Below are 18,821 nucleotides of genomic sequence, written 5' to 3'. Positions count from 1 at the left end.
CGCATGCTCCCGGCCAGTCACGCCGGATGGCCTTCAAGGTTTTTCCGGTGGTCGCTGACCACGGCCGCAATCATGTCCGCGATGACGCGCACCCGCGGCGCGTCGCGCAGCCCTTGTTGAATCACCAGCCAGATGTCCTGCGACACGCATTGCGTCGGCGGCAGGCAGCGCATGAGCTGCGGACGGGGGTCGGCGATGTAGCACGGCAGCACGGCCAGCCCCAGCCCCTGCTCCGCCGCATGCAACTGCGTGAACAGGCTGTTCGCCGTGAGCGCGATGGGCGCATCGGCAAACTGCTCGCGCTGCCACCGCGCCTGCGCCAGATGCTGAAGGGAAGCATCCCAGCCGATCCACGGCAGTTTGGCGAGACCCGCCTTGCCCGGCTTTCGAGCCTGCGGCGCCAGGCCCTTCGCGGCGTACACCGCATAAGCCTGCACCCCCAGCTTGCGCACGGTGAGACCGCCCGCCTCGGGCCGCACCAGCCGCAGCGCCAGATCGGCGTCGCGCCGGTAGAGATCCTGGATCGCCGCCCCGGTCACCAGCTCCAGCACGAGTTGCGGATAACGCGGCGCCAGCGCCGCCCAGCGCGGCAGGATCAGCAGATTCGCCAGCGCCTCATTGGTCGCCAGGCGCACGTGGCCGCGGGGCGTGCTGCCAGCGTCCGCCGCACGGCCTTGCAACTGCACGATGGCATCTTCGACGCGCCGCGCATCCTCCAGCAGTGAGGTGCCGTCCTCAGTGAGCCGGTAGCCGCTGGCGTGGCGCACGAACAGCGTCACGCCCAGCGCCATTTCCAGCAGCGTGATGCGCCGCCCCACGGTGGAGGGGCTTACGCCAAGCTGCACCGCCGCCGCCGACAGGCTGCGCGTGCGCGCCACCAGCAGCAACAGGCGCACATCGTCCCAGTTCAGCTTTTCCATCATTGCAAAACCACCTTGCGTCGTTTTGTCTTCACGAGCATAGCGCGTGGCACAACAATGGCGGTCATCCCGCAATGGAGTGCACGACATGCCTGAAACCTCTGAACGCTACGCACGTGGCTGGAATCTGCTCAAGACCATCGACGGCGAAGCCGGCGAGCGCGTCATAGCGTCCCTGCAGGAGGTGGCGCCCGATCTGGCGCGCTACGTCATCGAGTTCGGCTTCGGCGACGTCTATGCGCGGGGCGTGCTCACTCTGAAAGAACGCGAGATCGCCACGGTCGCCGCGCTGACTGCGCTCGGAAACGCGCAGCCGCAACTCAAGGTGCATCTGCATGGCGCGCTTAACGTCGGCTGCAGCCGCGAGGAGGTGGTCGAAGTGCTGATCCAGATGGCCGTCTATGCCGGATTCCCTGCCGCGCTCAACGGCATTGCGGCCTTGAAGGAGGTGCTGGCCGAGCGGGCGTCGAATGACGCCGTTCGCTGAGGATCTCCGCATGGTCCAGTCCCTGTCCCCGTGAGGCCGCCATGCATCGAAATGATGCAAGCCTGGATTCCCGATCCCGCTGCGTGTGCGCCTGGCGCACGCGCCCAGACCGATCATGACGGCCGGTCAAATCAAGGCGGCTCATGTCGCTCGGCTTGCATGCGTAATGGTGGCGGCGGGTAGTGGTCGTGATGGCGACCACGCTGCGACGCCGTGCTGCTGCGCGTGATGTGCGATCGGTGTACCCGGTCCGATTCCGCAGCCGCGAGCGTCCTGCAGCACAACAGTCGCTTTCTGTTTCTGCGGTTTGGGCTGTGTTCCTGCCTGGGCATCAAGGGGCGGAATGGGAAATCTCGGCCGCAGCGCGGCGCAAGGTTTCCTCGGGCACGCCGCTGTCGCGCAGCCTGTCGATCAGTCGCGCGACGGGTGACCCCTCGAACCGTTCCATATCGTCACGCAGACCGGCACCGACATACGCGCGCAGCAAGGCTTGATAACCGGCGAAACCGCGCAGCGGGGCCATGCGCTTGAGGTCGTCCACCACGTCCTGCGGCATGCGCAAAGTGACGGCAACCATGGACCTGTCTTTGGCCAGTCGACGCTTAATCGTTTCCATTTTCATAGCGAGACCTCTCGGGTGGTTCTGCCTTCCTGGCAGAGATGATGCGGATGTAATCGTCTTCGAACATCCTGTGCACGACAAAAAGCACCCGGAAATCGAAATCCGCACCGATGGCTGCGTCGCGTTGCTCGCCTCGATCGGATGCGTCGTGGTAGCGCACGAAGGGGTCAAGAAAGACCTCTGCCGCCTGCTCGAATGAAACCTGATGCTTGTCGATGTTCTTGCGCGCCTTGTCCGCATTCCAGCGGAATCGGATACCGTGCAGCACGTACTCGATGTCCATGGCCAAAGCATAGGCGATGTATTGCAATTGTCAATATGCCGCATGGCTATAGGCGTGGCTACACATCACTCTTCACTCAGGCTCCATCACGCTGTTGCAATCACTTCCAGCCCTCCACCACGACTTTGCCGATGCTGCTGCCCGTCTCCACCAGCGCGTGCGCGCGCTTCAGCGTGGCGGCGTCGATCGGACCGAGGCGGGTGTGCAGCGTGGTCTGCAACTGGCCGGCATCGACCCGACGCGCCACCTCGTCGAGTAACTCGCCTTGCGCGGCGAGATCGGCGGTGGCGAACATCGAGCGGGTGAACATGAATTCCCAGTGGATGGACACGCTCTTGCGCTTGAACGCCATGATGTCGAGTGTCGGGTGATCGTCGATCAGCGCGAAGCGTCCCTGCGGCGCGATCAGTTCGGCGATGTCAGCCAGGTGCTGCTGCGTCTGCGTGGTGCCAAACACGAAGGCGGGCGCGCCCAGCCCAAGCGCCTGCACCTGCGGCGCCAGCGGCTGGCTGTGATCGACGATGTGATGGGCGCCCATGCGCTCTACCCAGTCGCGCGTTTCGGGGCGCGAGGCGGTGGCGATGACGGTGAGCCCGGTCAAATGCCGCGCCAGTTGCGTGGCGATGGAGCCCACCCCGCCCGCTCCGCCGATGATGAGCAGTGCGGTCGCAGCGCCGGGCACGGGGCGGCGCACGTCCAGTCGGTCGAACAGCGCCTCCCACGCGGTGATGGCCGTCAGCGGCAGCGCCGCAGCTTCGGCGAAGTCGAGGCTGGCCGGCATGTGGCCGACGATGCGCTCATCCACACAGTGCAGCGCGGAGTAGCTGCCGGGCCGGGTGATGTCGCCGGCGTAGAACACGCGGTCGCCCGGATGAAAGCGCGTGGCCTCGGGGCCGACGGCCCGCACGACGCCCGCGGCATCCCAGCCCAGCACCTTCCACTCGCCTGCGGGCGGTGCGCTGCTGGCGCGCACCTTCACGTCGGCGGGGTTCACCGAAATGGCCTCGACCGCGACCAGCAAGTCGTGACCGGACGGCTGGGGATCGGGCAATTCAATATCGACCAGTGACGCACTGGCGTCGATGGGCAGCGGGGTTTGATAGGCGATGGCACGCATGGTGTTCTCCTTGGGATTGAATGCGGCGGCGGATTGCGCAGGAGAAACGTAGTGTTTACCATGCATCTGAGCAAGAACGCACATGAAGTGCACATAGTGCCAAAAAGGATACCGTATGCCACGCATGCGCCATCGCAACCTGCAGTGCAGCCCCGGCTGCGTGGTGGAAGCCACGCTCAGCCTGATCGACGGCAAGTGGAAAGGCGTGGTGCTCTACCACTTGCTCGACGGCACGCTGCGCTTCAACGAACTGCGCCGCCGCCTGCCCAACGTCACCCAGCGCATGCTGACCAACCAGTTGCGCGAACTGGAGTCGGACGGCCTGATCGCGCGCAAGGTGTACGCCGAGGTGCCGCCCAAGGTGGAATACAGCCTCACCGCACGCGGCCGCAGCCTGCAGCCGGTGATGGCGGCGCTGAAGGCGTGGGGGGATGCGCACATCGAGGTGGCCACACTGGCCGGAGCCGTCACCGAGACCGCTCTTGCGGCATCGGATTGAGCACAGCCTAGGAGCCTGTCGGACTTGAGGATCGCGGGCTGCAAAAGGGCGGTGCGGCGCCCTGCGGCAGCGTCTTTTTGCCCCATGGCTTCGGCTATGGGGCGGCAAATCCGCCGCCACATGGCATCCACACCGCCCTTTTTCGCTTTCCGCGCCCCAAGTCCGACAGGCTCCTGGGCGAGCACGGCCAGCACCGCGCCCGCGAACACCACGCCGGCGCCGAGGCTCATCGCCATCGTGAAGCCTGCGGGCGGACTGCCGCCCGCCGCGAACACGCTGCCCAGCACGCCCACGCCCAGCGTGGCGCCGACCATGCGCGCGCTGTTGATCATCGCCGAGGCGGTGCCCGCGCGGGCGGGTTCGACTGCGGCCACGGCGCTGGCCAGCACCGGGCCGGTGTTCAGCGCCATGCCCACGCCGGTGAGCAGCAAACCGGCTTCGGCCAGCCACAGGATTTGCCCCGCGTTTGAACCCGCCAGCACGGCGATGCCCGCGCCGATCAGCGCCATGCCGCCCGCCATCAGCCGCCGCGTGCCGAAGCGTACGCTCCACGGCCCGGAGCGGTGCGACAGCGCGACGAAGGCCAGCGACATCGGCAGCAGCGCCAGACCGGCGCCGGTGGCGTCGAGCACGCCACTGCGCAGCCAGTTCAGCGGCAGCAGGAACAGCACGCCGTACATGCCGAAGGTCATCGCCGCGGCCACGCCGTTCACCGCGGCCAGCCGCGCGTTGCGCAACAGCGCCAAGGGGATCATCGCCCCCGTTCCGGCACGGCGTTCGGCGCGCACGAACAGCAGCGCGGCCAGCAGTGCCACCCCCACGGCGGGTAACAAAAGACGATGCACGATGGCGGCCACCGCCAGCGCGGCCAGCAGCAGGCCGCCAAACGACTGACCCGGCAGATCGACGCGCCGCCCCTGCGCATCGCTTGATTCGGGAATGGCGCGCGGCGCCCACAGCATCACCGCGAGGCCGATGGGCACGATCAGCAGAAACACACTGCGCCAGCCCGCGGTCTGGATCAGCCAGCCGCCCAGCGTCGGGCCGATGGCCAGCGCCGCGCCATTGGTGCCCGCCCACACGCCGATGGCATGGGCGCGTTCGTGCGGGTCGGCCCAGATCACGCGGATCAGCGCCAGACTGGCGGGCAGAAGCAAGGCCGCGCCGATGCCCGCCAGCACGCGCCCGGCGATCAGCACGGTGATGGTCGGCGCCAGCCCGGCGAGCAAGGAGCCCAGCACGAACACCGCCGCGCCCGCCAGCAGCACGCGCCGCCGCCCGAGCAGATCGGCCAGCGTGCCGCCGGTCATCAACAGCGCGGCATAGCTCAGGTTGTAACCGTCCACCACCCATTGCAGCGCCGGCAGCGGCGTGTGCAACCCCACGCCGATGGCATGCACCGCGAGATTGACCACCGAGGTATCGACCTGCGCGATGAGCACGGCCAGGCAGAGGATGAGCAGGATGATGCGGCGATCAGTGGGTGCGGCGACGGCGAGGGACATGGCATCGAAATCGAGTGACGATGCCGCCATGTTCGGCTTGCATGCCGCGTCATGCTTCGGCCTGCACCGAAGCATGGCAGGCGCAAGCACTCCAGAATCTCCTCCATGACCTTTGCAACCGGAGACTGGCATGACGATCACTTGTTTGATTCGCTACGAGATCGACCCCTTCCAGCTCGATGCCTTCAGGCAGTATGCCGAGAACTGGGGGCGCATCATTCCCGCCTGCGGTGGCCATCTGCTGGGATATTTCCTGCCGCATGAAGGCAGCAACAACGTGGCCTGGGGGCTGATCGCCTTTGAATCGCTGGCGGCCTACGAACGCTATCGTCAGCGCCTGAAATCAGACCCACAGGGCAGGGAGAACTTTGCCTTCGCGCAGAAGCAGCGTTTCATCGTGCGCGAGGAGCGCAGCTTCGTGTCGGTGGTCGAGGGTACTTTCGGCATCCCGGCGCATGCCCTGGAGGGCGGGGCATGATCGCCGTCATTTTCGAAGTGACCCCGCGCGAGGGGCGCCAGGATGACTATCTCGCGGCGGCGGAAGGGCTGCGCATACATCTGCAGCGCATCGACGGATTTCTCTCCATCGAGCGCTTCGCCAGCCTGTCGCAGCCGGACAAACTGTTGTCGCTGTCGTTCTGGCGCGATGAGGCGGCGGTTGCGCGCTGGCGTAAGCTGGACGCGCACCGTGCGGCTCAGATGCAGGGGCGCGCCGACATCTTCCACGACTACCGCGCGCGCGTCGCTGAAATCGTGCGCGACTATGGCCTGTACGACCGCGCCCAGGCGCCGCTTGATTCTCGGGATGCGCACGGCTGAATCGTGTGCCATCGCCATCAACCACACCGACTGACCCAGCCCGCCATGACCCACGACATCGATATCGCCCGCATCGCCGCGCTCGTGGGTGAACCCGCGCGCGCCGCCATGCTGCTGGCGCTGGGCGACGGCCGGGCGCTGCCTGCGGGCGAGCTGGCGGCCTGCGCCGGGGTGAGCGCGGCGACCGCCAGCGGGCATCTGGCTGCGATGCGCGAGGCCGGTCTGCTGGACGCGAAGCAGCAGGGCCGCCATCGCTACTACCGGCTGGCCTCGGCGCAGGTCGCCGCGCTGCTGGAATCGCTGATGCTGGTCGCGGCGCAGAACCCGGCGCGCGTGGCCAGCTCGCGCGTCGATCCGCTGTTGCGGGCCGGGCGCACCTGCTACAGCCATCTCGCCGGGCGGCTGGGGGTCTCGATCTGCGACGGGCTGTTGGCGCGCGAAGCGCTGCACATCGACGACGACCTGGCGCACTTCACACCACTCGGCCTGGCGTTACTCGACGATTTCGGCCTCGATACGCGCGCTCTGCGCCACCAGCCGGTGAGCAAGACTTGCATCGACTGGAGCGAACGGCGCCATCATTTGAGCGGCCCTGTCGGCGTAGCGATCTATCGCCGATGCCTAGAACTCGGCTGGGTGCGGCATCACCTCGACAGTCGCGCGGTGAGCGTGACGGAAACAGGCGGACGCGGGTTGCGCGACTGGCTCGGAATCAGATGGCCAGGCGACGCGGAATCCGTGCCGGCGCATCGAGCGGGTACCTGAGCAAAGTCGCCGCGCTGACCGCCGCCGGCGCTCACGCATCGACGGCAGCAGGAGTCTGTTACTCGCCCACACTGCGGGCCGTGGGAATCCTGGCGCCGCGCGTCCGCACCAGGGCAAGAGTGGCCGCGACGAGGAGCGCCAGCGCCGCCAGCAACAGCGGCGCATCAAAGCTGTGCTGCCGCGCGGCCAGCCAGGCCGCCGTCAGCGGCCCGACGATCTGCCCGACGCCAAACGCGGCGGTCAACGCGGCGATCAGGCGGGTGTGGTCATGCGGCATCAGCAGGCGCGCTTCGCGCATCACCACCATCGGGATGGGCATGAGCATGCTGCCGGTCAGCACGGTCGCCAGCGCGAGGCCGAGGATGCTCGGCCAGACCAGAATCAGGGCGGTGCCCGCAATCATCGCCATGAAAGCGCCCGCCAGAACGGAGCGATGATCGACGTGCCGCAAGATGCGCGGCAGCAGCAGGGTCAGGATGACGGTCGCTGCGCCGTACAGCGGCCAGAACCACTCGCGCAGCGCGGGCAGGTGCAGATGCTCGCCGGCGATGACCGGCAGAAAGGTGGCGGGGATGACATAGCCGAAACCGAACAGGCCATAGGCGGCGATCAGTGCCCAGGCCGGCCCCATCGGCTGCGCCGGGCTTGCCGCGTCGGCCCGTGCCGGGGTTGCTTCGGGCGCATGGCCCAGCGTGCGCCAGAGCAGCGCCATCACCCCGGCGCAGGCCAGACCGAAGCCGATCCAGCTCGCCGCCGAACCCACGCCCAGGGGCTGCAATCCAGCCACCACCACGCCGCTCGCCACGATGCCGACGCCGGGGCCGGTGAACACCAGTGCTTCGAGCAGAGGATGCGCCACCGGTGCGGATACGCGACGCATGCTCCAGGCGATGCCGTGCACCATCAGCACCGCCGCCGCGACGCCTGCCAGCAGGCGCCAGGCCAGCCACGGCACCATGCCATGGGCAAGTCCCATGCCCGCGGTGGACAGCGCAATCGCCACCAGTCCCCAGCGCAGCACCTGCCGCTGCGGCAAGGCCACCACGGTGCACAGCAAGGCCCCGGCCAGATAGCCGATATTGTTCACCGAGGCCAGCCAGCCGCCCCCGACCAGACTCAGCCCGGCATCGGCCTGCATGATCGGCAGCAGCGGCGTGAGCAGAAACCGGCCGATGCCGATGCCGATGGCGAGCACGGTCATGCCGGTCAGGGCATTGCGCAGAGGGGTGTTCATGGAGGTGTCCACAGGGGAATTGCAGAATGCTCTGGTTCAGCGGCGGGCCGCGCAGCGGACCGTCGCCGCAACCCGTTGTCGGCCCGCTCATTGCCAGGGCGGAGTCACGGTGCACGGGCGCCGTTCATGCCCCCCCCGGACAGCCTGCTGATACCGCACCAGCGCCTCGGGGTCATCGATCGATCCGTGATGGTGTACCTGCCGCCAGCCGAGCTGGCCGCCGAAATACTGGAACACGCGGCTGGTTCGTATCGCCAGGGGTACCGTGTGACTGTCGCGCGCGAATTCGCCTCGCTCGCGACCCGCGAACACGACGGTGTCTTGGCCCACATACTCGACGACATCGTGGAACTCCACCCAGACCTGCGCGGGGCCGCTGAAGATGCGCTGATACAGCGCGCGGATGTCGTCGAGCCCCCGCATGATCCCGCCCAGCGGATTGTCCAGCGAGATCAGGGTACCTGGCGCCCATACGGCCTCCAATGCGTCCAGCGAGCGCTGGTTGAAGGCGAAGTAGAAACACTCGAGCGCGGCGCGTGCGCCCTCAAGAGATGGCTCACGCGCATCGACTCGACGGTCGACTGCGCTGCGGCCGTAGGTTCGTGACAGCATCTGCGATGTCGGCATGGCTGCTTCCTTTCTTCGACCCGATGTCTTTTGGGGTTGACACCATGTTAGGTGCCAGAATTCAGCTATAAAAGCGAATAATTCAGAACAAACACATCGGAAGAAGCGATCATGGACCTGCGTGAACTGGAAGCCTTTCAAGCCGTGGTCGATGCCGGCGGTATCGGCCGCGCGGCGTTGCGCCTGCACCGCGCGCAATCGAGCATCACCGCGCGCATCCGTCAACTGGAAACCTCGCTGGGGGTGGCGCTGTTCGAACGCGAGGGGCGCGCGCTGCGCCTGACCGCGGCCGGCGATGCGTTGCTGGGCTATGCCGGACGCCTGCTCGACCTCGCCGAGGCCGCCCGTGCCGCGGTGCGCCAGGACGGCATCGGCGGACGACTGCGGCTGGGCGCGATGGAAAGCGTAGCCGCGAGCCGCTTGCCGTTGCCGCTGGCCGAGTTCCATCGCCGCCATCCCGAGGTCATGGTCGAACTGCAGACCGCGCCCTCGCGCGAATTGATCGCCCGCGTGCAAGCCGGCGCGCTGGATGCGGCCATCGTCGGCGAGGAAGTGGACGCGGCACGCTACGCGGGCGTGCCGCTGTATCGCGAGGAACTGGTGCTGGTCGGCGCGCACGACGATCCCTCGCTGGCCAGCCCCAGACTGCTCGACGGCAAGACCGTGCTGGTGTTTTTCGGCCAGGGCTGCGCCTACCGCCGTCGTTTCGAGCAGTGGCTGCAGGCGCTGCGCGTGGTGCCGGCGCGCATGCTCGAATTCGCCTCGTATCACGCCCTGCTCGCGGCCGCGGCCAGCGGTGTGGGCGTGTGCCTGATCCCGCGCTCGGTGCTGGCGATCTACCCGCAGCGCGAGGCGCTGGCCGTGGCCGCGGTGCCCAAGCGCGTGGCGCGGCTGCAAACCCTGCTGGTGACACCGCGCGCCTTGCATACCCCGGCGCTGACGCGACTGGTCGAAGCGCTGCGCGCCGATGCGAGCGCGAGCAACGCCGCCTGAGCGCTGCTCGGGGCACTTCGCCAGGGTTGCACGGGGCGCGCTCCGCGCCAGGTCGTCGCCGCTGTTGCACTGGAATCAACGATCCCAGGTACACCACCGTGAATGGGCAGAAAGTGCTTCTCTGCCAAAACACGCGCCGGACGATACGTTCTGTAGCAAAAGGACGACTCGGCGCGTGATAAAAAGTCTGCACAAAAACACCCATCCGATTTGAGGAGACAACCATGAAATCCCATTCCTTCATGCGCCCCGCGCGCCATCTGGCCCTGGCCTTCGCGCTCGCGCTCGCGGGCTTTGCAACCGCGCAGGCCGCCAATCCGTCGATGCTGAACGACTTCAAGTTCGACGCGCCGACCTTCATCCACAAACTGCCGTTCGCCAAATACGACGTGGTGCTGCAGGTCAGTGAGGACGACCCGGAGCGTTGGGCGCTGGTGCTCAACAACGCGCAGAACATCCTCGACGCCGTGGGGCAGGAAAACGCGCGCGTGGTGGTCGTGGCCTATGGCCCAGGGCTGAAAATGCTGCTCAAGAACAGCCCGCAGGCCAAGCGCATTGCCTCGCAGAATGAGGAGGGCATCGAATTCGACGCCTGCCACAACACCATGGAAGGCATGGCGAAAAAACTCGGCCACCTGCCGGCGCTGGTGCCGCAGGCGGTGATCGTGCCCGCCGGGGTGCTGCGCATCATGCAGCTCGAACATGCGGGGTTCGAGTACATCAAGCCCTGAAGCGGGCGAATTCAGTCGGCTTGCAGCGCGGTCAGCGCGTCGTCGAAGGCGCCGATCAGCGCTTCCACGTCGGCTGCGGTGTGCGCGGGGCTGGCCAGCAGCATGTTGTGGAACGGGGTCAGCAGCACACCGCGGTTGAGCAGCGCCAGTTGCAGTGCGGGCTCCAGCGCGTGGTCGAAGGCGGCGCGGGCTTCGCTGCCGTTGCGCGGGCGTTGCGGCGCGAACTGCACTTCGCAGCGCGCGCCGATGCGCGTCACCGTCCAGCGCAATCCGTGGCTTGCGATGACGCCTTCCAGCCCGTCGGCCACCTGCTGCGCGACGGCGAACATGTGGGCGTAGGCGGCTTCGGTCATCACTTCGGACAGCATGGCGCGCATCAGCCGCAGGGTGAGCAGTCCCGCTGACAGGGTAGTGCCGATGCCCGAGTGCCCGGGCGCGGCGGCGGCCTTGGCGGCCTGCATGCGCGCGCCGACCTCCGCCGTGAAGCCATAGGCGGCGCCGGGCGTGCCGCCCGCAATCGGCTTGCCGAGGATGAGCACGTCGGGCTGCAGACCGTTGGCGCGGCAGTAGCCGCCGGGGCCGCAGGACAGGGTGTGCGTCTCGTCGATCACCAGCAGCGCGCCGTACTCGCGGGTGAGCCGGCGCACGGCTTCGAGAAAGCCGGGTTCGGGCAGGACCATGCCGATATTGGTGAGCACCGGCTCGGTCAGCACGCAGGCGACGTCACCCGCTGCCAGCGCGTTCCGCAGCGCGTCGAGATCGTTGAACTCGACCACCCGGGTGTAGGCGGTGAGGTCGTGCACCTGACCGAGCAGGCTGGGGCGGGTGTGCGTGGCCCCCTGCGCGTCGAGGTCGACGAACACATCATCCACCGTGCCGTGATAGCAGCCGTTGAACACCACGATGTGGCGGTGCTGCGTGATCGCCCGCGCCCAGCGCAGCACGAAGCGGTTGGCGTCGCTGGCGGTGGCGGTGAACTGCCACATCGGCAGCCCGAAGCGCTGCTCCAGCAGATCGGCCACGTCGAGTGCGACGGTCGATGGCAGCATGGTGGTGGCACCATCGGCGCCATGCTCCGCCAGGGTGCGGGCGATGGCTGCGGGGCTGTGGCCGAACATGGCGCCGGTGTCGCCCAGGCAGAAGTCGATGACTTCGTGGCCGTCCACATCGAACAGCCGCGCGCCCTGCGCCCGGTCGACGTACAGCGGCACGGGCGTGGGCGCATCGGCCATCCAGTGCAAGGGCACGCCGAACAGAAAGTGGCGCTGCCCCTTCGCATGCAGCGCGGCGCAGCGCGGGTGCTCGGCCAGGAAGCGGGCGGTCTCAAGCGCGTGAAAGCGGGCGACGCGGTCGGCGGGAAGGGTTGTGGGGCTCATGACGGTGGGCGTCGGAAGATGCTGTGGAAAACGGCCGATGCGCAGTATCGCCAAGCCCGCGGGGGCATGGCAAGCACCGAAATGGCCCCGCGCGCGGTGGGCAAAGTGGTTCTATCGTTCATGACAAATTGTCGATATGGTTCAGACCGCTTGCAGGGCTTCATTGGCGTTAGGGTGACGGCGAGTCCGCCGCCCGCTGAACTTCGCAGTCCGCTCACAAATTCAAAACATCATGGTTCAGCACGCTTTTGCCTTTCTGTCACAGCAACGGTTCCTCGGCGCACCCCCATGCGCCGGGGAAGCGCCAGCCGCGCGTTTTGGCGTGGCCGGCGTGGCCTGGGACGGGGCGGTGACCAACCGCCCCGGCGCCCGATTCGGGCCGAACGCCATCCGCCAGGCCAGCCTGATGCTGTGCGATGCGACGCACCCGTTTTTCGACCTTTCACCCACCGCAGACCTTTGCGATCACGGCGATCTATATCTGCCCAACACCAGCCTGGAGACGATGCGCACGGCGCTTCAAGCCCAGGCGCAGCCGCTGATGCAGCATCAGCACATGGTCTGGCTGGGCGGCGATCATTCCATCACCCTGTCCCTGCTGCGGGCGCTGCGCGCGGTGCACGGCCAACCGCTGGCGGTGCTGCATTTCGACGCGCATTGCGACACCTGGAGCGACCATTTCGGCGAGCCTTCGGGCCACGGCACCTGGGTTTACGAGGCGGTGCAGGAAGGGCTGGTAGTGCCGCAGGGGTTCGTGCAGGTGGGCATCCGCTCGGCGGCGCAGCGCGAGGCGCGCGACTACGTCGACACCCTCGGCGGACGGGTGATCACCGCGCGCGAGCTGCGCGGCCTGGAGAGCCCGTCGCAGCTCGCGCCGATCACTGCCGAGATCCGCGCCCGGCTGGATGCGAGCAACGCCCCGGTGTACGTCACGCTCGACATCGACTGCCTCGACCCGGCCTTCGCCCCGGGCACCGGCACGCCCGAACCCGGCGGCCTGAGCAGCGCGCAGGTGCTGTCGCTGCTCGAAGAGCTGTGCGCCATGCAGCTTCCCTTCGTCGGCATGGATTGCGTGGAGGTGTCGCCGCCTTACGACCACGCCGAGCTGACCTCCCACATTGCCGCAGTCTGCGTCTGGACCTATCTGTGCGCGCGCCTCGCGGCGGAACACCCCCCATCCCACTGACCCCGGAAGGACCCCGCGCATGATGCGGCTGGAAGAGCAGGCGCAGCGCCTGATCGAGAACTCGTACTACGTCGCCACCGCGCATGCCGCGCCGCGCCACCCACCCCTGCAAGGCGAGGTGCAGGCCGATGTGTGCATCGTCGGCGGCGGTCTGGCCGGGCTGTCGGCCGCGCTGGAACTGCGCCAGCGCGGCATGCAGGTGGTGCTGCTCGAAGGACGGCACATCGGCTGGGGCGCCTCGGGCCGCAACGGCGGCCAGGCGCTGGCGGGCTACGCCAGCGAGATGGGGCCCTTCGAACGCCAGCTCGGCGCCCAGAGCGCGCACTTCGCCTGGGAGATGTCGCTCGACGCCATCCGCCTGATGCGCAGCCGCATCGACGAATACGCCATAGCCTGCGACTGGACGCCGGGCGCGATGAGCGTGGCGGTCACGCCCAGGAAGGCCCGCGCGCTGCACGCCTGGGCCGAGCACATGCAGCGCGAATACGGCTACGCCCATCTGCAGAGCTTCGATGCCCAGCAGACCCGCAGCCTGATCGCCAGCCCACGCTATTGCGCCGCGGTGCTCGACGATTTCGGCGGCCATCTGCATCCGCTCAATTACACCCTGGGGCTGGGCCGCGCCGCGCAGGGTGCCGGGGTGGTGCTGCACGAGCAATCGCCGGTCATCCGCGTCAAACCCGCCGCGCAGTCGGGCGGCGGCAAGGCGCGGGTAGAGACGGCGCAGGGCAGCGTGCGCGCGAGCCATGTGCTGCTCGCGGGCAATGTGCACCTGGGGCAGGTGTCGCCCCGGCTGGCGCGGCGCATCATGCCGGTGGGCACCTACATCATCGCCACCGAACCGCTGGGTGCGCAGCGCGCCCAGTCGCTGGTGCGCAATCGCGCCTGTGTGTGCGATACCCAGTTCGTGCTCGACTACTACCGCCTCACTGGCGATGATCGTCTGCTGTTCGGCGGCCGCGTGAGCTATTCCACCGCCACTCCGCGCGACCTCGTCGCCACCATGCGCCGCGGCATGCTGGCGGTCTATCCGCAACTCGGCGATGTGAAGATCACCCATGCCTGGGGCGGCTTCGTCGACATCACCCTGAACCGCGCGCCCGACTTCGGCCGCCTCGCGCCCGATGTGCTCTATCTGCAGGGCTTCTCCGGCCACGGCCTGGCGCTCACCGGCATGGCCGGGCTGCTCGCCGCCGAGGCTATCGCCGGCCAGGCCGAGCGCTTCGACGTGTTCACGCGGCTACGCCACAAGCCCTTCCCCGGCGGCGACCTGCTGCGCACCCCTGCGCTGGTGCTGGGCATGCTGTGGTACCGGCTGCGTGATCTGCTGTGAACGCTGTGCAGCTGATCCGCGGCTAGGCGCTTGATTCTTCAAATTCAAGGCAAAACACCTGCACCCCGTTTGAGATTTCTGCGGGTACACCCTCGTTTTTTGTGTCGGATCTCCAGTGCGCCATGACGTGTTATCACACGGATTACATTGGGTTTCAAATCATCCCGGTTCTTCCTCTATCTCTTTGTTTGCCGTCTGCCTATAGTCGCCTTGGTTCACAAAAAAACGTCATTTCATTTGGGTGACACAACAGGAGACAGGCATGAACAAAGAGGACTTGAAAGAGCAGTTTCAGATCGACCGCCGTACCTTGATCAAGACGGGCGGCGCCGCGGGCCTGGCGGCCTTGCTGGGCACGCAAGTGACGAGTTGGGGCGCCAGCGAAAAGCCGATCAAGATCGGCATGGTCGATCCGATGACGGGCACTTATGCCGCGTTGGGCCACAGCGAAATCACCGGCGCCAAGCTGGCTGAGGCAGAGATCAACAAGGCTGGCGGCGTGCTCGGCCGCCCCCTGCAACTCTTCGTCGAGGACAGTGCTGGCAATCCGGGCACGGCCGTAGATAAATGCTCGCGCCTGCTGTCGCAGAACGAGGTGGATTTTTTAATGGGCACGGTGAACTCGGCCTCGTCGCTGGCGGTTTCGCAGTTCGCCAGCCGCCATCACAAGCTGTATGTCTGCACCGGCGGTCACGTTGACAGCCTTACGGGGTCGGACTGCAAGTCCACCACCTTCCGCACCTGCTCGACCACCTGGATGCTGACGGCTGGCGATTTCGATCTGCTCTACAAGAAGTTCGGCAAGAAGTGGTACTTCATCACGCCAGATTACGCCTTCGGTCATGCGTTGCAGGCCGATTACACCAAGCAGCTCAAAAAGGTAGGCGGCTTTGTTGCGGGGGCCGCGCTGACGCCGCTGGGCACCACCGATTTCACCTCCTACCTCATCAACGCCAAGGCCACCTCGCCCGACGTGCTGTGCCTGCTGGTGGCGGGCAATGATCTGGTCAACTGCATGAAGCAGATCACGCAGTTCGGCCTGGACAAATCCATGGCGGTAGGCGGCTCGATGATGGAGCTCGAGCCGCTACAGGCCCTGCCGCAAACCGCCCGCTACGGCTGGTGGACCATGGAGTGGTACTGGAATCAACCGAAGGTGCCGCATGTGGCCTCTTTCGTCGAAAGCTACAAGGCGGCGTCGGGCGGCGAATACCCTTCGGCCCGGTCCTGGTTCGGCTATGCCAGCACCCATGCTATCGCGCTGGCGGTGGCCAGGGCCCAATCGACCGACACGGACAGAGTGGTACGGGCGATGGAAGGTCTGGCCCTGCCGCCGGAAGTGGCGCTGAAACCCGGCCAGGCGGTTTACCGCGCTGCGGATCACCAACTCCTGAGCGGCATGTACCCGGGCGAGGTGGTCAAGGGCGGGAAATATCCCAATCTGTTCCATGTGGCCGAAGTCGTGCCCGGAAGCAAGATCGCCCTACCCGCTTCAGTGTCCGGCTGCGAGCTGCCCAAGGCCTGAGCGAGGCCGAACAACCGTACCCCGCCTTTTTCTGCCGTGTTTGCTGCGAGGCTGCGCCCATGCTGCGGGCCTCGCAGCGGTTGCTGCGCGCCACGAGACTCAGGACTGGTGAGGTGGGGAGTCGTGCTCTGAAACCCCGTTTTGCATCCCGAGGCCTTACTGTGGACCTGATCCTTCTGTTCAACACCTTCAATGGGCTGATCACCGGCGCCTTTTATGCCCTCATGGCGCTTGGGCTGGCGCTCATTCTCGGCCTGAACAACACCATCAATTTCGCGCATGGCGCTTTCATGGCGCTGGCGGCGTATTTCGCCTACACGCTCGAGCCTCATCTGGGCTTCTGGGGGGCGCTCATCGTGGCGCCCTTGCTGGCGGGCGCGGTTGGTTTGGTGGTCGAGCGGCTGCTCATCCGTCGTCTCTATGGCCGCGATCCGCTTTACACCTTGTTGTTGACATTCGGCCTCGCCTTGATCATTCAAGACATGATCCGCACCATCTGGGGCGCCACAGGCGTGCCCTTGACGATTCCGCAGTCTTTGGGGCACCCCCTGAGTCAAACCTATTTTTTTCTGACGGGCTACCGCCTGTTCGTCGTGGCCGTGGCGCTGATCGGCACTGGCGCGTTATTCGCCATCTTGCGTTATACGCGACTGGGCATTCGTATTCGTGCAGGTAACGCCGATCTCGAAACGGTTTCGGCCATGGGGGTGAACATCTATTTGCTGCGCACGGCGAACTTTGTCATCGGCATCATCTTCGCGGGCATCGCGGGCATTCTGGCGGCGGGGCAGCTCGGCCTCGATCCGACGATGGGTGACGGGTTGCTGATGCCGGCTTTCGTCGCCATCGTCGTCGGGGGCGTCGGCTCCTTGCTGGGCTCGATGCTCGGCGGCCTGCTCATCGGCGCTGCTGCCGGCATCACGACGAGTTTTTACCCGGCCGCCAGCGAAGTGGTGATCTACCTCATCATGGCCTTGATGCTGATCGTGCGACCGCGCGGACTGATGGGCCAGGAGGGCCTGCTTGAATGAATGCTCAAACGATTTCCAAACAGAACGCCTCAGGACAATTGCCCACGGGCGCAGGCACAGGGGGGGCGCGATCGAATTGGCTTGGTCTTGCGATCCTCGCCGCCGCGTTGCTCACGGCGCCCCTCTGGCTGCATTACCTTGGCGGCTACGATGATCTTGCCTCGCGGGTGCTCATCTATGCCTTGGCGGCGATGGGGTTGAACCTGGTGCTCGGGTTCACCGGTGGCCTGTCCTTCGGCCATGCGGCCTACTTCGGTCTGGGCGCTTACGGCGTGGGGCTGATGCTCAAGTACTACACCCACAACGTGGCGCTTGCGCTCATCGGCGGCACTTTGCTGGGCGGTCTTGCGGCGGCAGTGCTGGCGCCCGTGGTCGTGCGCCGTCGTGGCATTTACTTCGCCATGATCACCATCGCCATCGGGCAGATGTTTTATTTCATCGCGGTGCGCTGGAATGTCGTGACCGGCGGTCTCGACGGACTGACGGGTTTTTCGCGGCACGCCCTGCATTTTCCCGGATGGGTCTGGTCGATGAACGACACCGGGTTTTATTACCTGGTGGTGCTGTGCTTTGCGCTGGGCGCGCTGGCGCTCTGGGTGGTGTTGAACTCACCGCTTGGCCATACCTTCGTTGCCGTGCGCGAAAACCACAAGCGGCTCACCTTTCTGGGGGCGAATGTGCAGAAATACGCGGCGCTCTCGTTTGCGATTTCGGGCTTTGTCGTGGCCCTTGCAGGCGGGCTCAATGCGCTGTTGGATAACTTCGCCTCGCCCAATCTGCTGAACTACTCGCTCTCTGGCGATTTCGTCATCATCGCCGTGCTGGGCGGGATGCGCAGTTTCTGGGGGCCGTTCGTCGGTGCGATCATTTTTGTCGCCGCACGCGATTACGCCAGCACGGTGACGCAGAACTGGATGTCGGTCATCGGCCTGATTTTCATTCTGTCGGTGCTGTTTTTCCCCATGGGCATCATGGGGTTCCTGCACAAACTCAGGACGGAGAAGCGATGAGCCCCTTGCTCGAATTGCAATCGGTGTCGCGTCGCTTTGGCGCGGTGCAGGCCCTGAAGGACATTTCGCTCAGCGTGCAGCCCGGCGAGTTGCGCGCGCTCATCGGACCCAATGGCGCGGGTAAAACCACGTTGTTCAACCTCATCAGCGGTTTCTTCCCGCCGAGTGAGGGGCGGATCATCTTCGACGGCCAGCCGATCCAAACCGTCAACCCCAGCACCTTGGTCAAGCGCGGCATCATTCGTACCTTCCAGATCACGGAGATTTTCCGCTCGCTCACGGTGTATGAGAACCTGCGCATTGCCGTTGAAGTGGCGCAGGGCGTGAGCCTTCGGCCGTGGATGAGCCGGGCGTTGCGGGCGCGCATCGATCGACAGGTAGAGGAGTTGATGTATCTGGTCAAAATCAATGGGAAGGCCGATCGGGTTACCGGCGCCATGTCGCACGGTGATCAGCGGGTTGTCGAGGTGGGATTGGCGCTGGCCCGGCATCCCAAACTGCTGCTGCTCGACGAGCCTACCGCCGGCATGGGTGACGAAGAAACGCATCACATGACCGCGTTGATTCGAGATCTGAACAAAAACCAGGGCATCACGACTCTGTTCGTCGAGCACGACATGGAAATCGTGTTCGGCATCGCCGACCGCATCACCGTGCTCGACAACGGTGCCATGCTGGCCGAGGGCAATGCCGAAGAAGTCGCCGCCAACCCGCGAGTCCAGGCCGCCTACCTGGGCCAGGCGGCCTGAGCGGCGCAA

General features: G+C 66.2%; 20 protein-coding genes and 1 pseudogene. 13 read left to right on the top strand and 8 right to left on the bottom strand.

Annotated features, from left to right (window positions below):
* Nucleotides 1-17: 17 nt before the first annotated feature.
* Complete coding sequence (locus RBR52_RS01800; protein WP_320375471.1) at nucleotides 18-923, bottom strand: LysR family transcriptional regulator; 906 nt, start codon at nucleotides 921-923, stop codon at nucleotides 18-20.
* Between the two features lie 85 nt (nucleotides 924-1,008).
* On the opposite strand from RBR52_RS01800, the gene RBR52_RS01795 reads away from it, so the two are divergent.
* Nucleotides 1,009-1,407: a carboxymuconolactone decarboxylase family protein gene (locus RBR52_RS01795; RefSeq protein ID WP_320375470.1), complete on the top strand. Its 399-nt coding sequence runs from the start codon at nucleotides 1,009-1,011 to the stop codon at nucleotides 1,405-1,407.
* 331 nt (nucleotides 1,408-1,738) lie between these two features.
* Here the strand turns inward: RBR52_RS01795 and RBR52_RS01790 are convergent, their stop codons facing one another.
* From RBR52_RS01790 to RBR52_RS01780, 3 genes are all read right to left on the bottom strand, one after another.
* Nucleotides 1,739-1,984: a hypothetical protein gene (locus RBR52_RS01790; RefSeq protein ID WP_320375469.1), complete on the bottom strand. Its 246-nt coding sequence runs from the start codon at nucleotides 1,982-1,984 to the stop codon at nucleotides 1,739-1,741.
* A 25-nt stretch (nucleotides 1,985-2,009) separates the two neighbouring features.
* Entirely contained in the window at nucleotides 2,010-2,339 is a 330-nt protein-coding gene (locus RBR52_RS01785; protein ID WP_320375468.1) for a BrnT family toxin, read from the bottom strand.
* A gap of 73 nt (nucleotides 2,340-2,412) precedes the next feature.
* Entirely contained in the window at nucleotides 2,413-3,429 is a 1,017-nt protein-coding gene (locus RBR52_RS01780) for a zinc-binding alcohol dehydrogenase family protein (protein WP_320375467.1), read from the bottom strand.
* A 124-nt stretch (nucleotides 3,430-3,553) separates the two neighbouring features.
* Here RBR52_RS01780 and RBR52_RS01775 point away from each other — a divergent pair, with 124 nt between their 5' ends.
* Nucleotides 3,554-3,928 carry a winged helix-turn-helix transcriptional regulator gene (locus RBR52_RS01775; RefSeq protein ID WP_413818284.1) on the top strand — a complete coding sequence of 125 codons (375 nt, stop codon included), beginning with the start codon at nucleotides 3,554-3,556 and terminating at the stop codon, nucleotides 3,926-3,928.
* A 674-nt stretch (nucleotides 3,929-4,602) separates the two neighbouring features.
* Here RBR52_RS01775 and RBR52_RS01770 read toward each other — a convergent pair.
* A pseudogene (locus RBR52_RS01770) lies at nucleotides 4,603-5,433 on the bottom strand (MFS transporter); the annotation flags it as partial.
* A gap of 130 nt (nucleotides 5,434-5,563) precedes the next feature.
* Between RBR52_RS01770 and RBR52_RS01765 the strand changes: the two are divergent.
* From RBR52_RS01765 to RBR52_RS01755, 3 genes are read left to right on the top strand one after another with little or no spacing between them, the layout of a single operon-like run.
* Complete coding sequence (locus tag RBR52_RS01765; RefSeq protein ID WP_320375466.1) at nucleotides 5,564-5,911, top strand: NIPSNAP family protein; 348 nt, start codon at nucleotides 5,564-5,566, stop codon at nucleotides 5,909-5,911.
* On the top strand, nucleotides 5,908-6,252 hold the full coding sequence (locus RBR52_RS01760) for an antibiotic biosynthesis monooxygenase (protein WP_320375465.1): 345 nt from the start codon (nucleotides 5,908-5,910) through the stop codon (nucleotides 6,250-6,252). The genes RBR52_RS01765 and RBR52_RS01760 overlap by 4 nt, the downstream gene beginning before the upstream one ends.
* Nucleotides 6,253-6,297: 45 nt before the next feature.
* On the top strand, nucleotides 6,298-7,017 hold the full coding sequence (locus RBR52_RS01755) for a helix-turn-helix transcriptional regulator (RefSeq protein ID WP_320375464.1): 720 nt from the start codon (nucleotides 6,298-6,300) through the stop codon (nucleotides 7,015-7,017).
* Nucleotides 7,018-7,075: 58 nt separating this feature from the next.
* Here the strand turns inward: RBR52_RS01755 and RBR52_RS01750 are convergent, their stop codons facing one another.
* Together RBR52_RS01750 and RBR52_RS01745 are read right to left on the bottom strand one after the other, a co-directional pair.
* Complete coding sequence (locus RBR52_RS01750; RefSeq protein WP_320375463.1) at nucleotides 7,076-8,251, bottom strand: YbfB/YjiJ family MFS transporter; 1,176 nt, start codon at nucleotides 8,249-8,251, stop codon at nucleotides 7,076-7,078.
* A gap of 87 nt (nucleotides 8,252-8,338) precedes the next feature.
* Entirely contained in the window at nucleotides 8,339-8,878 is a 540-nt protein-coding gene (locus RBR52_RS01745) for a YybH family protein (protein ID WP_320375462.1), read from the bottom strand.
* Between the two features lie 111 nt (nucleotides 8,879-8,989).
* Here RBR52_RS01745 and RBR52_RS01740 point away from each other — a divergent pair, with 111 nt between their 5' ends.
* Together RBR52_RS01740 and RBR52_RS01735 are read left to right on the top strand one after the other, a co-directional pair.
* Nucleotides 8,990-9,871: a LysR substrate-binding domain-containing protein gene (locus tag RBR52_RS01740; RefSeq protein ID WP_320375461.1), complete on the top strand. Its 882-nt coding sequence runs from the start codon at nucleotides 8,990-8,992 to the stop codon at nucleotides 9,869-9,871.
* A 224-nt stretch (nucleotides 9,872-10,095) separates the two neighbouring features.
* Complete coding sequence (locus RBR52_RS01735; RefSeq protein WP_320375460.1) at nucleotides 10,096-10,602, top strand: hypothetical protein; 507 nt, start codon at nucleotides 10,096-10,098, stop codon at nucleotides 10,600-10,602.
* Nucleotides 10,603-10,613: 11 nt separating this feature from the next.
* Here the strand turns inward: RBR52_RS01735 and RBR52_RS01730 are convergent, their stop codons facing one another.
* Nucleotides 10,614-11,978, bottom strand: coding sequence for an aspartate aminotransferase family protein (locus RBR52_RS01730; protein ID WP_320375459.1), 1,365 nt, complete (start codon nucleotides 11,976-11,978; stop codon nucleotides 10,614-10,616).
* Nucleotides 11,979-12,210: 232 nt separating this feature from the next.
* Here RBR52_RS01730 and speB point away from each other — a divergent pair, with 232 nt between their 5' ends.
* The 6 genes from speB to RBR52_RS01700 all read left to right on the top strand — a co-directional run bounded on the left by speB (nucleotide 12,211) and on the right by RBR52_RS01700 (nucleotide 18,812).
* The gene (gene speB / locus RBR52_RS01725; protein WP_320375458.1) at nucleotides 12,211-13,164 is read left to right on the top strand and encodes an agmatinase; all 954 of its coding nucleotides are present in this window, start codon (nucleotides 12,211-12,213) and stop codon (nucleotides 13,162-13,164) included.
* Nucleotides 13,165-13,183: 19 nt separating this feature from the next.
* Nucleotides 13,184-14,497 carry an FAD-binding oxidoreductase gene (locus RBR52_RS01720; RefSeq protein ID WP_320375457.1) on the top strand — a complete coding sequence of 438 codons (1,314 nt, stop codon included), beginning with the start codon at nucleotides 13,184-13,186 and terminating at the stop codon, nucleotides 14,495-14,497.
* A 262-nt stretch (nucleotides 14,498-14,759) separates the two neighbouring features.
* Entirely contained in the window at nucleotides 14,760-16,022 is a 1,263-nt protein-coding gene (locus RBR52_RS01715; RefSeq protein ID WP_320375456.1) for an ABC transporter substrate-binding protein, read from the top strand.
* A 161-nt stretch (nucleotides 16,023-16,183) separates the two neighbouring features.
* The gene (locus tag RBR52_RS01710) at nucleotides 16,184-17,053 is read left to right on the top strand and encodes a branched-chain amino acid ABC transporter permease (RefSeq protein ID WP_320375699.1); all 870 of its coding nucleotides are present in this window, start codon (nucleotides 16,184-16,186) and stop codon (nucleotides 17,051-17,053) included.
* Between the two features lie 92 nt (nucleotides 17,054-17,145).
* Nucleotides 17,146-18,063, top strand: coding sequence for a branched-chain amino acid ABC transporter permease (locus RBR52_RS01705; RefSeq protein WP_320375698.1), 918 nt, complete (start codon nucleotides 17,146-17,148; stop codon nucleotides 18,061-18,063).
* Nucleotides 18,060-18,812, top strand: coding sequence for an ABC transporter ATP-binding protein (locus RBR52_RS01700; protein WP_320375455.1), 753 nt, complete (start codon nucleotides 18,060-18,062; stop codon nucleotides 18,810-18,812). Before RBR52_RS01705 ends, RBR52_RS01700 begins: the two co-directional genes overlap by 4 nt.
* The last annotated feature ends 9 nt before the right edge of the window (nucleotides 18,813-18,821 follow it).

The sequence above is a fragment of the Thiomonas sp. genome, assembly GCF_034007205.1.
Lineage (GTDB): Bacteria > Pseudomonadota > Gammaproteobacteria > Burkholderiales > Burkholderiaceae_C > Thiomonas.
Note: the sequence above shows the minus strand (reverse complement) of the source record. Positions and strands in the feature narration are given on the sequence as shown.

What these genes read in the sequence shown, in the direction of transcription:
- RBR52_RS01800 (WP_320375471.1), bottom strand. Translation starts at nt 923, where the DNA reads ATGATGGAAAAGCTGAACTGGGACGATGTGCGCCTGTTGCTGCTGGTG.
- RBR52_RS01795 (WP_320375470.1), top strand. Translation starts at nt 1,009, where the DNA reads ATGCCTGAAACCTCTGAACGCTACGCACGTGGCTGGAATCTGCTCAAG.
- RBR52_RS01790 (WP_320375469.1), bottom strand. Translation starts at nt 1,984, where the DNA reads ATGGTTGCCGTCACTTTGCGCATGCCGCAGGACGTGGTGGACGACCTC.
- RBR52_RS01780 (WP_320375467.1), bottom strand. Translation starts at nt 3,429, where the DNA reads ATGCGTGCCATCGCCTATCAAACCCCGCTGCCCATCGACGCCAGTGCG.
- RBR52_RS01775 (WP_413818284.1), top strand. Translation starts at nt 3,554, where the DNA reads ATGCGCCATCGCAACCTGCAGTGCAGCCCCGGCTGCGTGGTGGAAGCC.
- RBR52_RS01765 (WP_320375466.1), top strand. Translation starts at nt 5,564, where the DNA reads ATGACGATCACTTGTTTGATTCGCTACGAGATCGACCCCTTCCAGCTC.
- RBR52_RS01760 (WP_320375465.1), top strand. Translation starts at nt 5,908, where the DNA reads ATGATCGCCGTCATTTTCGAAGTGACCCCGCGCGAGGGGCGCCAGGAT.
- RBR52_RS01755 (WP_320375464.1), top strand. Translation starts at nt 6,298, where the DNA reads ATGACCCACGACATCGATATCGCCCGCATCGCCGCGCTCGTGGGTGAA.
- RBR52_RS01750 (WP_320375463.1), bottom strand. Translation starts at nt 8,251, where the DNA reads ATGAACACCCCTCTGCGCAATGCCCTGACCGGCATGACCGTGCTCGCC.
- RBR52_RS01745 (WP_320375462.1), bottom strand. Translation starts at nt 8,878, where the DNA reads ATGCCGACATCGCAGATGCTGTCACGAACCTACGGCCGCAGCGCAGTC.
- RBR52_RS01740 (WP_320375461.1), top strand. Translation starts at nt 8,990, where the DNA reads ATGGACCTGCGTGAACTGGAAGCCTTTCAAGCCGTGGTCGATGCCGGC.
- RBR52_RS01735 (WP_320375460.1), top strand. Translation starts at nt 10,096, where the DNA reads ATGAAATCCCATTCCTTCATGCGCCCCGCGCGCCATCTGGCCCTGGCC.
- RBR52_RS01730 (WP_320375459.1), bottom strand. Translation starts at nt 11,978, where the DNA reads ATGAGCCCCACAACCCTTCCCGCCGACCGCGTCGCCCGCTTTCACGCG.
- speB (WP_320375458.1), top strand. Translation starts at nt 12,211, where the DNA reads ATGGTTCAGCACGCTTTTGCCTTTCTGTCACAGCAACGGTTCCTCGGC.
- RBR52_RS01720 (WP_320375457.1), top strand. Translation starts at nt 13,184, where the DNA reads ATGATGCGGCTGGAAGAGCAGGCGCAGCGCCTGATCGAGAACTCGTAC.
- RBR52_RS01715 (WP_320375456.1), top strand. Translation starts at nt 14,760, where the DNA reads ATGAACAAAGAGGACTTGAAAGAGCAGTTTCAGATCGACCGCCGTACC.
- RBR52_RS01700 (WP_320375455.1), top strand. Translation starts at nt 18,060, where the DNA reads ATGAGCCCCTTGCTCGAATTGCAATCGGTGTCGCGTCGCTTTGGCGCG.